Source organism: Fictibacillus iocasae, assembly GCF_042665465.1.
Lineage (GTDB): Bacteria > Bacillota > Bacilli > Bacillales > Fictibacillaceae > Fictibacillus > Fictibacillus iocasae.
Genome location: NZ_JBHTCP010000016.1, coordinates 1 through 14,140 on the forward strand (window position 1 = coordinate 1; position 14,140 = coordinate 14,140).

Below are 14,140 nucleotides of genomic sequence, written 5' to 3' on the forward strand. Positions count from 1 at the left end.
ATAAAAAGCCACGTACTGGAACTGTTTGTGTCATCTTCAGTATAGTCACCGCATTCCCATTTTCATGCGGGGGTTGGGAGAGGACCGCTCATGATAGTTTTTATTGCTTTATTGGTTTATTGGTTTATTGGGGTCCGGTACCCTACCCTTGCATAGGAAGCCGTTAGCGGGATCGTAAAAAATTGTACCGGACCCCGGGCTTGGTTACTTTTACATCTGCAGGGCAAGCTGGAGGATGAGCAGCAGAGTAAGGGCTCTTACCATCATGAGGATGTGCTTTTTTGACAGCTTTTTGGCTGAGCGGACGGCAAGCTGTGCTCCGATGAGGCTGCCTGCTGCTAAAGGGATCGCGACTTCGGCGAGGAAGAAGCCAGACGCGATATAAGAGACAGCCGCACCGATGCAGCTCAAAAAAGTGTTGAAGCGGGTGAAAGCGATGGCTCGTATGACAGAAAATCCTTTATTCAAAAATACATTCATCTGCAGTGTACCTTGCCCAGGTCCGAACATGCCGTCATATGCCCCGATGCCAAATAATAGAGGGTAAGTAGAAGAGGGGATGGGGCCTTTGAAATCGATAGTTTCATCCGGCCGTTTCAAGTATGTCAGCATAAAGGCTGCCACAAGCAAAAATAGGGCCAGTACGTTCATAACATGTGAAGGGATTGCCACAGACAGCTGACTTCCTGCGATTCCTCCAGCAAGGCTGAAGAAACCAGGAACGACAAGTGTACGAAGTGTCACTTCCTTTTTCCGCAGCAGTACATAAAAACTGGAAAAGGAACTGAAGGTGTTGGAGAATTTATTCGAGGCAATGGCAATATGTGGCGGCACGCCTAATAAAAGCATCGCTGGAAAGCTTAAAATTCCTCCGCCTCCGGCTAAAGTGCCTAAAAATGTTGCGCAGATGCCAATCAAAAATAATAGAGTCGTCACAAGGCTTCACCTCATTCCATACGTTTCGTTATTTATTTTATGATGGATGAGTCATAATTGAAATTCGTATATACTAGTAAATGTACATAAGGAATACTTATGAAGGGATTGGCGTCAATGCAATTGTCAGAGTTGGAGATCCTGCACGTACTGGCACTCGAACTGAATATGCGAAAAGCTGCCGAACGGCTATTCGTCTCACAGCCTGCATTAAGCCAACGGCTGCAGACGATTGAAAGCCAATGGGGCACAAGAATTTTTATCCGGTCACAAAAGGGTCTTACTTTAACACCGGCAGGAGAAAAGATTATTCATTATGTCAATGAAACATTACAAAGAGAAGAGAGGGTTAAAGAAGAGATCCGATCTCTTTCTCACGAGGTGCATGGGACATTAAAGCTCGCGGTTGCTTCTATTATCGGCCAATATTGGCTTCCTAACGTACTGAAAAAATACGTTACATTATACCCTAATGTGAACATCTCCTTGATCACAGGATGGACAAGTGAAATTATCAAGCATTTATATGAAGAAAGCATCCATGTAGGTATTGTTAGAGGAAATCCGGAATGGCGCGGGGAGAAAAAGCACTTGTTTAGCGATCGCTTATATTTAGTTGACACCACATTGTCTTCAATCGAGGAAGTGGGCGAGACGAATAAGCCTTTTATTCAATTTAAAAGCCATTCAACGTATTATCAGGAAATTCAGGATTGGTGGCATGAGCATTTCAAATCCGCACCAAAGAAAACAATCATCGTCGATCAAATTGAAACGTGCAAACAAATGGCGCTCAACGGGATCGGCTATGCGATATTGCCTTCAGTCAGCTTGCGTCCTGAGGATGAATTCTATAAAATCCCGCTCTCTACAAAAACCGACAGCGATATGCAGCGTGATACGTGGATCATTCATCACAATACTGCTGCAGAGCTGAATCAAGTACGCGCGTTTTTAGAGATTGTGAACCAATTTCCTGTGAATAAGGTTTGAAAGTTGCGGCATTTAGTGGTTTAATACAAGACAGATTGGTATTAAGGAGGATGTATTTTTATGAAAATGATGGATGCAAATGAAATTATCTCGTTCATTCAAAACAGCACGAAATCGACGCCGGTTAAGGTGTATGTGAAAGGTGACCTTGAGGGTATTGATTTTGGCAAAGATACAAAAGCATTTTTAAACGGACCAACGGGAGTTCTTTTTGGAGAGTGGAAGGAAATTGATGCTGCTCTGAAAGCGAACGAAGGAAAAATCGAGGATTTTGTCATCGAAAACGACCGCAGAAACTCTGCGATTCCTCTGCTCGATATGAAAAATATTCACGCACGCATTGAGCCAGGTGCCATCATCCGCGACCAAGTGGAAATCGGCAATAATGCTGTCATTATGATGGGAGCATCGATCAACATCGGTGCTGTTATTGGCGAAGGCACGATGATCGATATGAACGTCGTATTAGGTGGACGCGCTACAGTTGGGAAGAACTGCCATATTGGGGCAGGATCCGTATTAGCAGGCGTTATCGAACCACCTTCAGCTAAGCCAGTTGTGGTGGAAGACGATGTAGTGATCGGTGCGAACGCAGTCGTTCTTGAGGGTGTGACAGTAGGAAAAGGGGCCGTAGTAGCCGCTGGTGCGATTGTTATTGAAGATGTACCTCCTTATACTGTTGTGGCTGGTACACCAGCACGTGTCATCAAAGAGATCGACGAAAAAACAAAATCAAAAACAGAGATCAAACAAGAGCTTCGCCAGTTAAACGACTGATTTTCCTTTTAAGGAGACGTTTTGATGAATTGGCTTATTGACATTCGCAGGAAGCTGCACCAAATACCCGAACCAGGTTTTCAAGAGTTCAAGACACAGTCCCTTCTGTTAAATGTGATTAACAGCCTGCCTCAGGAGCATCTGGAAGTGGAAACATGGAAAACCGGTATCTTTGTTAAAGTCCGTGGCCGCTCTGGCAAGAAAACGATCGGTTACCGAGCAGATATGGACGGCCTTCCAATAAAAGAGGAAACAGGATACGATTTCGCATCTCATCATGAAGGGCATATGCATGCGTGCGGCCATGACTTTCACATGACGATCGCTCTTGGCATCCTGCGGCATTTTGCGAGTGAGCCGCTTGATGACCATGTGCTCTTTATTTTCCAGCCTGCTGAAGAAGGGCCTGGCGGGGCGTTTACGATGAGAGAGAGCGAGCCGTTTCTCCGAAGCAAGCCGGATATCATGGTTGCACTCCATATTGCTCCGGAGTACCCTGTCGGTACGATTGCTACAAAACCTGGCCTGCTGTTTGCCAATACGTCAGAACTTTTTATTGATCTGAAAGGCAAAGGCGGACATGCTGCCTACCCTCACCATGCTAATGATATGGTTGTAGCTGCGAGCCATTTTGTTACTCAGCTGCAAACGATAGTAGCCCGAAACATAGACCCTCTTGATTCTGCTGTCATTACGGTAGGGAAGATAACAGGCGGTACGAAACAGAACATCATTGCAGAGAAAGCTCGTATTGAAGGGACAATCCGTACACTATCCTCTTCTTCCATGCTTAAAGTGAAGCACCGTATAGAAAAGTTAGCAGAGGGCATTGCTGCTTCCTTTGAATGTGAGGCAGTGATTGATTATGGTGCGAACTACAGGATGGTCGATAACGATCCCGAGCTTACCGAACGGTTTATATCGTTTGCGGAGCAGACAGGAGATGTTCAGGTCATCCGCTGTAAGGAAGCGATGACAGGAGAAGATTACGGATACTTTTTAGAAGCTGTCCCTGGTTTCATGTTCTGGCTTGGGGTGGAAACGCCTTATGGTCTTCATCATGCTAAGCTTCAGCCTAATGAAAAGGCGATTCCTTTGGCTGTTGATCTGCTTATAAAATTTTTGAGACATGTGTGAAGCAGGATGCCTATTATTGGCACCCTGCTTTTTTTGATGCCATCTGGAATAGAAAGAAGGACACCAGGCAACATTAATCGGGTAAGGAGGTGTTACATATGGCGAAAATCGGTGTAGAACAATCGCTGTCTGCTGTTTCAGAGGCACTCAGAGCAAAGGGCCACGATGTTGTGGAACTGAAGCAGGAAAGCGATGCTAACGGCTGTGACTGCTGTGTCATTTCTGGACAAGACCAAAATGTAATGGGAATACAGAACGCGGCCGTGCAAGGTTCGGTATTAAACGCACATGGCATGACGGCAGAAGAAGTATGCTCACAGGTTGAAAGCAAGTTAAATCAGTAGGGCAGCTGCGGCTGTCCTTTTTTACACTTTACCTTTTTAACAGAATAGAAATTCGGCGCATTAAAAAGTTAAGGGCAGCAGTGCTGACATAAAAGCATGGTGTCAGCCAAGTTTTTTTACGTTAACAAAGCATCACTTTTCATCTGTGATCGTCCTCTTAGCATGATGAAAAGATAAAAAATGAGGTACATAACGCTCTTATCCTAATTTGTACGTACGTGCAGTTTATTTCGTCATTCGATAGGGAAGTATTTAGTCAACAAATGAAAGCGTGCTGGCTTGCCATCCATCCGGCTTACATGCACTCTATACAGACAGGTGGTTTTCTAATGACAATCCTTTATCTCTTTTTAATCGTCATTTTGATTGTTTTGACTGCTTTTTTCGTTGCATCTGAATTTGCGATCGTTAAAATCAGAAAGACACGGATCGATCATTTAGCTGCAGAAGGAAATAAGCGGGCGATTGCGGCTAAGAAAGTCATCAGCAATCTTGATGGCTATTTATCAGCATGCCAGCTGGGCATTACAATAACCGCGTTAGGTTTGGGTTTTCTCGGAGAGCCGACTGTAGTGAAACTCCTGCTGCCCGTTTTTGAAAGGATGGATATATCGAATGCGCTGGCACATACCATTTCGTTCGCTATTTCGTTTATCCTCATCACATTCTTGCACGTTGTGCTCGGAGAGCTTGCACCGAAAACGGTAGCGATTCAGAAAGCCGAAGCAATCAGTTTAGCGACAGCAAGGCCGCTTATATTTTTTTATAAGCTGATGTATCCTTTCATTTTTATCTTGAATGGCTCAGCCAGGCTGCTCACACAATTGTTTGGACTAAAGCCTGCCGGTGAGCATGAGATGGTGCATACAGAAGAAGAGCTGCGCCTCATCTTATCGGAAAGCCTTCAAGGCGGTGAGATTAACCAGTCGGAATACCGTTACGTGAATAGAATATTTGAGTTCGATGACCGCGTTGCCAAAGAGATCATGGTGCCAAGAACGGAGATTGTCTGCTTGTTTAAAGAAAAGACTTTTTCTGAGAATATGGAAATTATGAGAGATGAAAAATTCACACGTTATCCGGTCGCGCAATTTGATAAAGATCATATCATCGGGCTGGTGAACATTAAAGAATTTTTTAACGAATTTGTAGACAGGGAAGATGGAAACTTAGAAGATTATATCCGTCCTATTATTACGGTTCATGAAACCATTCCCATTCAGAAGCTTCTTGTGAAAATGCAGAAAGACCGTACCCATATGGCCGTACTCGTAGATGAATATGGCGGTACAGCGGGAATCGTTACGGTAGAAGACATTTTAGAGGAAATCGTTGGTGAGATCAGGGATGAGTTTGACGAGGATGAAGAGCCTGAAGTACAGCGTATTTCCGCAGAAGACATTCATGTAGAAGGCAAAGTGCTGATTTCTGAAATTAATTCGCTGCTGTCGTTAGATATTGATGATTCAGACCTTGATACAATCGGGGGATGGATGTTGACGAAGGAAATGGATCTAGAGGTTGGAAGCGCGGTTAACTACCAAGGGTATACATTTAAAGTGCTGGACTTAGAGGGACATCAAGTGAAGAAAATTGAAATCCATCGCAATGGATATGATAAGAAGAAGACACCTGATGAGTAGATTCAGGTGTCTTTTTCTGTCCAGTCTCCATTTTTTCTCTTTTCATATTTATGCTTGACCGCGCCCCAAGCTACTTTATGGGCGGTTTCTTCGGCATCATACTCACTTAATGCGGAGTTAAACGCTTCCTTGTATATCTCCTGAGCATGATGTGGCAAATGTTTCTTTACGGGTTCGGGCAGTTCACTTAACTTTTTGTAAGGCATATAATTCCTCCTTTTAAGAGGTTTTCCCGATCGCTTTATTTATAAAACAAGCGCATCATTTCACATTCTTCGGTTATCTTGTTATCATTAGGGAGATGTTATAACAGGGTCATTAAATGGGGCTTATTTAAATTAATTATCATTTAATATTGACTAAAAATAAGCCTTTGTATTATAATGAAGCCTGTAAATAATATAGCAGTGGAGGTTTTTTAGAATGGCAGAACGCATGGTAGCAAAACAAGCGCCTCGCTTTGAGATGGACGCGGTATTGCCGAATAAAGAATTTGGCAAAGTAAGCTTAGAGGAAAACATGAAAAACGACAAATGGACAGTTCTTTATTTTTATCCAATGGACTTCACATTTGTCTGCCCTACAGAAATTACATCTTTAAGCGATCGTTACGACGAGTTTGAAGATCTTGATGCTGAAGTTATTGGAGTATCTACGGATACCATCCACACACATAAAGCTTGGATCAACACTCCGCGCGATATGAACGGCCTTGGTGAACTTCGATATGCGCTGGCAGCTGATACAAACCATTCTGTAGCACGTGATTATGGTGTGCTTATTGAGGAAGAAGGCATCGCTCTTCGCGGATTATTCATCATTTCTCCTGAAGGCGAGCTGATGTATTCTGTAGTCAACCATAACAACATCGGCCGTGATGTTGATGAGACGCTTCGTGTCCTGCAGGCCCTTCAAACGGGCGGACTATGCCCAGCGAACTGGAAGCCTGGTCAGAAGACTCTTTAATACACTTTAAAATGAATGAATAAAGGAATCCTGGTCATACAGGATTCCTTTTTTGCGTTTTCAGAAATAATTGATTACCATATAGGGAATAGATGTAAGAGGAGGTAAGGATATGAAAAAACAGTTCGCAGTCATTGGACTTGGCCGATTTGGCGGCAATATGTGCCGAGCGTTAACTAACCAAGGAATGGATGTATTAGCTATTGATCTTGATGAAGAGCGGGTGAACGAGTATTCATCGATTGCGGCGCATTCGGTCACTGCTGATACGACGGATGAAGGAGTACTCAAAAGTCTTGGGATACGAAACTTCGAGCATGTCATTGTGGCGATTGGTGATAACATTCAATCGAGCATCCTGACCACTCTTATTTTAAAAGAGCTAGGCGTGAATAAGATCACGGTGAAAGCCCAGAACGATTATCATGAAAAAGTTCTTCGGAAAATCGGAGCTGACCGAATCATTCATCCAGAACGGGATATGGGCGTAAGGATTGCCCATCAGATTGTTTCCAACAGTGTGATTGACTATCTGGAGCTTTCAGAAGAACATAGCATAGTGGAATTGAGTGCTTCTGATGCGATGATCGGAAGAACGTTGGCACAGCTTGATGTCCGGGCGCGCTATGGGTGCAATGTCGTTGCCATTAAAAGAGGAGAAGAGATCATTGTGTCTCCTCCAGCGGGCGAACCGATTACTGGTGAAGATATCCTTATCGTCATTGGCGGTGACAAAAGCATTAACAGGCTGGAAAATCAGCTCGCACAGGATTGACGGAAGCATACTTACTTCTCGTGCTTCGTACATAATAGATAGCAGTCAAAAAACAGCAGCCGCTCATCATGATGAGCGGCTGCTGTTTTTATTAGATTTCCATAATAATCGGGAGGATCATAGGACGGCGTTTTGTCTTTTCATAAAGGAAAGGAGCAAGTGTATCCGTGATTTCGTTTTTGATTTCAGACCACTGAGTTGTACGCTTTTCGCCCATGATGGTTTCAAGGTGCTTGGAAAGCAAGTCTTGAGCATCGTTGATAAGATCCCCTGATTCCCGCATATAGACAAATCCGCGAGAAATGATGTCTGGTCCAGCCTCGATTCTGAACTCTTTCATGTTCATGCTCACAACGACTACAACAAGGCCTTCCTCAGATAATATTTTGCGGTCGCGGAGCACGATATTCCCGATGTCCCCGATCCCGCTGCCGTCGACATATACAGAGCCTGACGGAATTTTTCCTGCGATTGACGCTTCTGTTCCAGAAAGAGCGAGAACTTCCCCATTGTCCATGATAAAGCAATTCTCTGGAGCAACATCACAATCTACAGCAAGCTTTGTATGCATTTTCAGCATTCTATACTCTCCGTGAATCGGGAGGAAGTACTTTGGCTTCATAAGGCGAAGCATAAGCTTTTGTTCCTGCTGTCCTCCATGTCCGGATGTGTGAATATCATTGAGAGAACCGTGAATGACTTCAGCGCCTGCCCGGTACAATTGGTTGATCGTCTTAGAAACACTGAGCGCGTTTCCGGGAATCGGAGAAGATGAGAATATGACGGTGTCACCGGGAATAATCTGAATCTGGCGGTGTGTTCCATTCGCGATTCTAGAAAGAGCGGCCATCGGTTCACCTTGGCTTCCCGTACAAAGGATCGTTATCTCGTTATCTGGAAAACGGTTGATCTGATTGGAATCTATGAACGTGTTTTTGGGTGCTTTAATGAACCCGAGCTCTTGTCCAATGGTTATGGCAGAATCCATGCTTCGTCCGAAAACAGCGATTTTTCGATTGTTTTGAACCGATGCTTCTACGACTTGCTGCAGTCTGTGAATGTTGGAAGCGAATGTAGCGAAAATAATACGTCCGTCCACTTTTCGGAAGATATCATGAATGCTTTCTCCGACTCTTCTTTCAGATAGCGTGAATCCTGGCACTTCGCTATTCGTGCTGTCAGATAGAAGGCAAAGTACGCCTTCTTTCCCGATTTCAGCCATTTTGGTTAAGTTCGCAGGCTCTCCCACCGGAGTAAAATCAAATTTAAAGTCTCCAGTATGTACGATATTTCCTGGAGGTGTTTTCACCACAACACCAAGTGATTCGGGAATGCTGTGAGTCGTACGGAAAAAAGAGACCGATGTTTTCCGGAATTTGATGATATCCTCTTCACCGATAATATTCAGTTTGGCACGGCGCAAAAGTCCATGTTCATCCAGTTTGTTTTTGATCAAGGAAATGGCCAGCTTTCCGCCGTATATCGGTACATTCACCTGACGAAGCAGGTAAGGAATGCCTCCAATATGGTCTTCATGACCGTGTGTGATAAAGAGACCTTTAATTTTATCTTCGTTCTTAACAAGGTATGTGTAATCAGGAATAACATAATCGATGCCAAGGAGTTCATCTTCAGGGAACTTGATTCCGGCGTCTACCAGAATAATTTCATCCTGAAATTGAATTCCGTACGTGTTCTTTCCGATTTCACCGAGACCGCCAAGAGCAAAGACAGCCGTCTGATGGTTTTTTACGAATTTCATAAATTATACATTCTCCAATACATAAGACTCGAAGGATTGTTCGTAATCAAGGAATTCACCTTTAATTTCTTGAATGAATTCAATATTGTAAGAACGGTCCTTCAGTTTGTTGCGCACCTCTGCGATAGAACCCGCTTCTACATAAATTGTCTTTGTGTTTTCTCTAACCGGTACTTCGTTCGCATGAATTTGAAAAAATACTTTATAAATCATCTTATAATCTCCTCGCCGTGCTAGTATTTATATAATCTTCGTTCTATTATAAATGAAACAGTAACGTTTTTCATTATATTTCATCTTACCCTAAATTCTTCCGGACCCATACTGCCCAATTTAGATCATATTATTTTAGTGCGGATTTCAGTGGAGCTTGGGGAAAAAGCATTTTTCTTAATCTCTGGAGCCACCGTTTTCTTCTTTTCATCTTAACACCACCGTACGTTTTTTCTTAGGATGTGCTTCTTACAGAAAAAGGAACAGGTAATTAATGGAACTTAAAATGACAGGAGTGTGGCAATGATTAGACTTGCAGCAGCATTGGTGAGCTTGAGTGTGATTTGGGGAATGTCTTTCATGTTCATCAAGATTCTTCTCCTAGAACTGAGTCCTTGGCAGATTGTTCTATACCGGAGTGTGTTCGGCCTTGCTGCCTTGGCCATCATTTATTTCGCAAAACAATTAACCATAAATTGGAGAGAACAGCCTTATCCAATGCTTTTCATTGTAGGGATCTTAAACGCTGGCATTCCATGGGGGCTGATCGCACTAAGTGAGAAGGTTCTACCGAGCAGTCTAGCAGCTATCTTAAATGCAACGACTCCGCTATGGGCAACCGTGATCGGCGTTCTTTTTTTTGGTTCAAAGCTTGCGAAACGCCAATACATTGGAATTTTGGCCGGGTTTTTCGGAATCCTGCTTTTGTCGGGAGTGGATTCTTCAGAAGAAGGGAAATTAACGGTCGTGACGGGTGTTGTCCTTATGCTTTGTGCCACTTGCTGTTATGGGTTCAGCTCCCATTTAGCGAAAAAACATCTTCAAGAGGCGGGAGTTTGGGTTATCTCTGTTTCAACCTTATTGGCAAGTTTCTTTACGGGTCTTGCAGGAAGTGCAGCGACAGGCAGTGTAGCAGCATCCATCTCTTGGCTGTCCGTTCTCTCGCTAATAGGCCTCGGATCCTTTGGAGGAGGCGTCGCATATTTGCTTTATTATTATTTAATTCAAAAAGGATCGGCTGAATTAGCCACACTTGTCACTTATTTGGTCCCGGTTACGGCAGTTATTTGGGGAACTGTTTTGCTTAATGAGCTGTTTACTCTTCACGCAGCTGCAGGAATGATTTTTGTTCTGGCGGGAATTTTTTTATCTGCGAAAAATAAGAGGAAGGAAGAGAAGGACCGAAATTTTCCAGCTTGAACGGCTAGAAGGTAAAGGAAACAAAAAAATCTGCGGATATCCGCAGATTTTTTGCGTTTTAAATGAAAATTTAAAGAAGAGAAATTCGACGCAGTCAAAAAGTTAACGTACAGAGATTAGGGTAGGCTGACAAAAAATCCTGACATCAGCTTAGTTTTCTTTCGCTATCTTCCAAACGGAACCGCGGCAGGCGGCTGAAACGGGTTCTCTTTATTGATGCGGTCATAAAACATGATGCCATCGAGGTGGTCGATCTCATGCTGGAACACGATAGCCGGCATGCCCTTTAATTTGAATTCAACCGGTTCGCCATCTGGGCTGTATCCCTTGACTGTCAATTTTGCATATCGCGGTACATAGCCAGGGACATCCCGGTCTACCGATAAGCATCCTTCTCCGCTTTCTAAATACGTCATTTGCACGGAGTGACTGGTTATTTTCGGATTGATCACAGCACAGCTGTATAACTCTCCGTCTTCTCCTTCAACATGCACAGCAATCATGCGTTTTGTGACGCCTATTTGTGGAGCAGCTAACCCGATGCCAGGACGGAGGCCGAATTTTGGTCCAATATCTGGGTCCTGGCTGTTCTTAACATATTCAAGCAATGCAAGTGCTGTTGTCTTATCTTCTTCCCTAATAGGGATCTCCACCTCAGCGGATTTTTCTCTCAGAGCGGGATGCCCCTCTCTAACGATGTCCTTCATTGTGAGCATATTAATCCTCCCGAACACAATATCGATTCATAACCTGTATTATTCTAGCATACAGGCAGAATTAAAAAAAAGAACGGATATTTAGTCATGGTCTCCAATCGAGGTGAATACCAGGCTTATTATTACGCGCAAAGAAATAATGGGAGAATGAAACAGGTGTTATATTTCATTGATACAGTTTAATTGCGCTGCTGAAGTATCCCGTTAGGAATGAGAAAGATTTTATTCGAAACATAGAGTGGTAAAGAGATTGACTGCATTTTTAAGGTGATGTACACTTATATTCGTGAATGCTGTTAGTGTATTACTATTGGTGTAGTATATAAGTAGTACAGTTACAGTTGCAGTTATGGACAGCCACTCTGTTTCATCCTTCATTAACAGGGAAAACAAAGTGTGTATGTTCCGGTCTGAAAATATCCGTGAAACATTTGCTGTCCTTTGTCATCTGCTGCACGTTTTTTGGACAACATAAAGAATGTGTTTGCTTTTTTGGCAGAATTTATGAGGGTATAAGAAAGGAAGAGGTGAAGTACATGAAAACGAACACAATTGATGCCGTTCAAGATCAATTTGAAACGTTTCAAATTCTCTCAGAAGACGGAGAAGTTGTAAATGAAGCCGCAATGCCTGAGCTATCAGACGAGCAGCTTCAAGAATTAATGCGCAGAATGGTTTATACGCGTATTTGGGATCAGCGTGCAATCTCACTTAACAGACAAGGACGCCTTGGCTTTTATGCACCAGTTGCAGGACAAGAAGCTTCTATGCTCGGGACACAGTTCGCGCTTGATAAAGAGGACTGGATTCTTCCAGGCTACCGTGATATCCCGCAAATCGTTTTTCACGGTTTGCCACTATATAAAGCGTTTTTGTATTCCCGCGGACATTTTGAAGGCGGACAGATTCCTGAAGGTGTGAATGTTTTAATGCCGCAGATTATCATCGGCGCGCAGATCATTCAGGCTGCAGGATTCGGGCTTGGCTTGAAAAAGAAAGGCAAGAAAAACGTTGCGATCACTTACACAGGTGATGGCGGAGCTTCACAGGGTGATTTCTACGAAGGTCTAAATTTCGCAGGCGCTTACAAAGCAAACGCTATTTTTGTCGTTCAAAACAACCGTTTCGCGATTTCTGTTCCTGTTGAAAAGCAGTCTGCTGCGAAAACAATCGCACAAAAAGCTGTTGCTGCTGGAATTGAAGGCATCCAAGTAGACGGAATGGACGTTCTTGCGGTTTATGCTGCAACACAGCAGGCGCGTGAACGTGCAGTGAATGGCGAAGGACCTACGCTTATCGAAACACTTACGTATCGATACGGACCGCATACGATGGCGGGCGATGATCCTACGCGCTACAGAACGAAAGAGCTTGATGACGAGTGGACGAAGAAAGATCCATTAGTCCGTTTCCGCAAGTTCCTTGAAAGTAAGAAACTTTGGTCTGAAGAGCAAGAAAACAAAGTGGTAGATCAAGCGAAAGAAGATATTAAAGAAGCGATCAAGAAGGCTGACGGCGCTGCTAAACAAAAAGTTACAGACTTGATCGGCTTCATGTTTGAAGAACTTCCTTACAACCTGAAAGAGCAAATGGAAGAATACAAAGCAAAGGAGTCGAAATAATATGGCTCAAATGACCATGATCCAGGCCATCACGGATGCGATGCGCACTGAACTTAAAAATAACGAGAACGTTCTTGTTTTCGGTGAAGACGTTGGTCAAAACGGAGGCGTATTCCGTGCCACGGAAGGCCTTCAAAAAGAATTCGGCGAGGACCGTGTGTTTGACACGCCGCTTGCCGAATCTGGAATCGGCGGCCTTGCGCTAGGTCTTGGCATGACAGGATTCCGCCCAGTAATGGAAATTCAGTTCTTCGGATTCTTATTCGAAGTAATGGATTCTGTTGTTGCCCAGATGGCGCGTATGCGCTACCGTTCAGGCGGAGTGTACAACTCTCCTGTAACGATCCGTTCTCCTTTTGGAGGAGGGGTTAAAACGCCTGAACTGCATGCTGATTCACTCGAAGGATTAATGTACCAGTCTCCAGGTGTGAAGGTAATCATTCCTTCTACTCCTTATGATGCAAAAGGACTATTGATTTCAGCAATCCGTGACAACGATCCGGTTGTTTTCCTTGAGCACATGAAGCTTTACCGTTCATTCCGCGGCGAAGTTCCTGAGGAAGAGTACACAATTGAAATCGGTAAAGCAGACATCAAGCGTGAAGGTAAAGATGTTTCCATCATCACATACGGCGCCATGGTTCACGCTTCTCTTAAAGCAGCTGAAGAGCTTGAGAAGGAAGGCATCTCTGCTGAAGTGATCGACCTTCGTACCATCAGCCCGCTTGATATTGATACGATCATTGCTTCGGTTGAGAAAACGGGCCGCGCGATTGTCGTTCAGGAAGCTCAAAAGCAAGCAGGGATTGCAGCATTTGTTGTTGCTGAAATCAACGACCGCGCGATCCTTAGCCTAGAGGCACCTGTTCTTCGTGTAACAGCGCCAGACACGGTGTTCCCGTTTGCATCAGCAGAAGATGCATGGCTGCCTGACCACAAAGATATCGTGGAAAAAGCGAAGCAAGTCTATAACTTCTAAATAACAACATGTAATGCTGAAAGAGAATGACGGAAACCGATTTCTTTTTCAGCCTTTTAAAATGAGGAAATATGTTA

General features: G+C 43.8%; 15 protein-coding genes. 10 read left to right on the top strand and 5 right to left on the bottom strand.

The window, feature by feature from the left end; translation table 11 throughout:
- Positions 1-210: 210 nt before the first annotated feature.
- The gene (locus tag ACFQPF_RS09920) at positions 211-936 is read right to left on the bottom strand and encodes a sulfite exporter TauE/SafE family protein (RefSeq protein ID WP_379749153.1); all 726 of its coding nucleotides are present in this window, start codon (positions 934-936) and stop codon (positions 211-213) included.
- A gap of 117 nt (positions 937-1,053) precedes the next feature.
- Between ACFQPF_RS09920 and ccpC the strand changes: the two genes are divergently transcribed.
- The 5 genes from ccpC to ACFQPF_RS09945 all read left to right on the top strand — a co-directional run bounded on the left by ccpC (position 1,054) and on the right by ACFQPF_RS09945 (position 5,830).
- Positions 1,054-1,929 carry a transcriptional regulator CcpC gene (gene ccpC, locus ACFQPF_RS09925; protein WP_379749155.1) on the top strand — a complete coding sequence of 292 codons (876 nt, stop codon included), beginning with the start codon at positions 1,054-1,056 and terminating at the stop codon, positions 1,927-1,929.
- Between the two features lie 60 nt (positions 1,930-1,989).
- Positions 1,990-2,706, top strand: coding sequence for a 2,3,4,5-tetrahydropyridine-2,6-dicarboxylate N-acetyltransferase (gene dapD / locus ACFQPF_RS09930; protein ID WP_379749157.1), 717 nt, complete (start codon positions 1,990-1,992; stop codon positions 2,704-2,706).
- Positions 2,707-2,730: 24 nt separating this feature from the next.
- Entirely contained in the window at positions 2,731-3,843 is a 1,113-nt protein-coding gene (locus ACFQPF_RS09935) for an N-acetyldiaminopimelate deacetylase (RefSeq protein WP_379749159.1), read from the top strand.
- A gap of 98 nt (positions 3,844-3,941) precedes the next feature.
- Positions 3,942-4,187, top strand: a complete 246-nt coding sequence (locus ACFQPF_RS09940) for a YkuS family protein (protein ID WP_379749161.1) — start codon at positions 3,942-3,944, stop codon at positions 4,185-4,187.
- Between the two features lie 329 nt (positions 4,188-4,516).
- Positions 4,517-5,830: a hemolysin family protein gene (locus ACFQPF_RS09945; protein ID WP_379749163.1), complete on the top strand. Its 1,314-nt coding sequence runs from the start codon at positions 4,517-4,519 to the stop codon at positions 5,828-5,830.
- A 2-nt stretch (positions 5,831-5,832) separates the two neighbouring features.
- On the opposite strand, the gene ACFQPF_RS09950 is transcribed toward ACFQPF_RS09945, so the two are convergent.
- On the bottom strand, positions 5,833-6,036 hold the full coding sequence (locus ACFQPF_RS09950; protein ID WP_379749165.1) for a ChaB family protein: 204 nt from the start codon (positions 6,034-6,036) through the stop codon (positions 5,833-5,835).
- 217 nt (positions 6,037-6,253) lie between these two features.
- Here ACFQPF_RS09950 and ACFQPF_RS09955 point away from each other — a divergent pair, with 217 nt between their 5' ends.
- Together ACFQPF_RS09955 and ACFQPF_RS09960 are read left to right on the top strand one after the other, a co-directional pair.
- Complete coding sequence (locus ACFQPF_RS09955) at positions 6,254-6,796, top strand: peroxiredoxin (protein WP_379749167.1); 543 nt, start codon at positions 6,254-6,256, stop codon at positions 6,794-6,796.
- A gap of 112 nt (positions 6,797-6,908) precedes the next feature.
- Positions 6,909-7,571, top strand: coding sequence for a potassium channel family protein (locus ACFQPF_RS09960; RefSeq protein WP_379749169.1), 663 nt, complete (start codon positions 6,909-6,911; stop codon positions 7,569-7,571).
- A 91-nt stretch (positions 7,572-7,662) separates the two neighbouring features.
- Here ACFQPF_RS09960 and rnjA read toward each other — a convergent pair whose 3' ends face one another.
- Together rnjA and ACFQPF_RS09970 are read right to left on the bottom strand one after the other, a co-directional pair.
- Positions 7,663-9,333 carry a ribonuclease J1 gene (gene rnjA / locus ACFQPF_RS09965; RefSeq protein WP_379749171.1) on the bottom strand — a complete coding sequence of 557 codons (1,671 nt, stop codon included), beginning with the start codon at positions 9,331-9,333 and terminating at the stop codon, positions 7,663-7,665.
- Positions 9,334-9,336: 3 nt separating this feature from the next.
- The gene (locus tag ACFQPF_RS09970; RefSeq protein ID WP_379749173.1) at positions 9,337-9,546 is read right to left on the bottom strand and encodes a DNA-dependent RNA polymerase subunit epsilon; all 210 of its coding nucleotides are present in this window, start codon (positions 9,544-9,546) and stop codon (positions 9,337-9,339) included.
- Between the two features lie 303 nt (positions 9,547-9,849).
- On the opposite strand from ACFQPF_RS09970, the gene ACFQPF_RS09975 reads away from it, so the two are divergent.
- Positions 9,850-10,746: a DMT family transporter gene (locus ACFQPF_RS09975; RefSeq protein ID WP_379749175.1), complete on the top strand. Its 897-nt coding sequence runs from the start codon at positions 9,850-9,852 to the stop codon at positions 10,744-10,746.
- A 164-nt stretch (positions 10,747-10,910) separates the two neighbouring features.
- Here the strand turns inward: ACFQPF_RS09975 and def are convergent, their stop codons facing one another.
- Positions 10,911-11,462 (bottom strand): peptide deformylase, encoded by a 552-nt coding sequence (def, locus tag ACFQPF_RS09980; protein WP_379749177.1) that lies wholly within the window; start codon positions 11,460-11,462, stop codon positions 10,911-10,913.
- Positions 11,463-11,998: 536 nt separating this feature from the next.
- Here def and pdhA point away from each other — a divergent pair.
- Both pdhA and ACFQPF_RS09990 read left to right on the top strand, forming a co-directional pair.
- A complete protein-coding gene (gene pdhA / locus ACFQPF_RS09985; RefSeq protein WP_379749179.1) occupies positions 11,999-13,084 on the top strand; it encodes a pyruvate dehydrogenase (acetyl-transferring) E1 component subunit alpha in 1,086 nt (361 codons plus the stop codon).
- A gap of 1 nt (position 13,085) precedes the next feature.
- Positions 13,086-14,063 (top strand): alpha-ketoacid dehydrogenase subunit beta, encoded by a 978-nt coding sequence (locus ACFQPF_RS09990; protein ID WP_379749181.1) that lies wholly within the window; start codon positions 13,086-13,088, stop codon positions 14,061-14,063.
- Positions 14,064-14,140: the final 77 nt, after the last annotated feature.

Bases quoted from the DNA above. Each gene is read 5' to 3' on its own strand.
- ccpC (WP_379749155.1), top strand. From the start codon at position 1,054: ATGCAATTGTCAGAGTTGGAGATCCTGCACGTACTGGCACTCGAACTG.
- dapD (WP_379749157.1), top strand. From the start codon at position 1,990: ATGAAAATGATGGATGCAAATGAAATTATCTCGTTCATTCAAAACAGC.
- ACFQPF_RS09935 (WP_379749159.1), top strand. From the start codon at position 2,731: ATGAATTGGCTTATTGACATTCGCAGGAAGCTGCACCAAATACCCGAA.
- ACFQPF_RS09940 (WP_379749161.1), top strand. From the start codon at position 3,942: ATGGCGAAAATCGGTGTAGAACAATCGCTGTCTGCTGTTTCAGAGGCA.
- ACFQPF_RS09945 (WP_379749163.1), top strand. From the start codon at position 4,517: ATGACAATCCTTTATCTCTTTTTAATCGTCATTTTGATTGTTTTGACT.
- ACFQPF_RS09950 (WP_379749165.1), bottom strand. From the start codon at position 6,036: ATGCCTTACAAAAAGTTAAGTGAACTGCCCGAACCCGTAAAGAAACAT.
- ACFQPF_RS09955 (WP_379749167.1), top strand. From the start codon at position 6,254: ATGGCAGAACGCATGGTAGCAAAACAAGCGCCTCGCTTTGAGATGGAC.
- ACFQPF_RS09960 (WP_379749169.1), top strand. From the start codon at position 6,909: ATGAAAAAACAGTTCGCAGTCATTGGACTTGGCCGATTTGGCGGCAAT.
- rnjA (WP_379749171.1), bottom strand. From the start codon at position 9,333: ATGAAATTCGTAAAAAACCATCAGACGGCTGTCTTTGCTCTTGGCGGT.
- ACFQPF_RS09970 (WP_379749173.1), bottom strand. From the start codon at position 9,546: ATGATTTATAAAGTATTTTTTCAAATTCATGCGAACGAAGTACCGGTT.
- ACFQPF_RS09975 (WP_379749175.1), top strand. From the start codon at position 9,850: ATGATTAGACTTGCAGCAGCATTGGTGAGCTTGAGTGTGATTTGGGGA.
- def (WP_379749177.1), bottom strand. From the start codon at position 11,462: ATGCTCACAATGAAGGACATCGTTAGAGAGGGGCATCCCGCTCTGAGA.
- pdhA (WP_379749179.1), top strand. From the start codon at position 11,999: ATGAAAACGAACACAATTGATGCCGTTCAAGATCAATTTGAAACGTTT.
- ACFQPF_RS09990 (WP_379749181.1), top strand. From the start codon at position 13,086: ATGGCTCAAATGACCATGATCCAGGCCATCACGGATGCGATGCGCACT.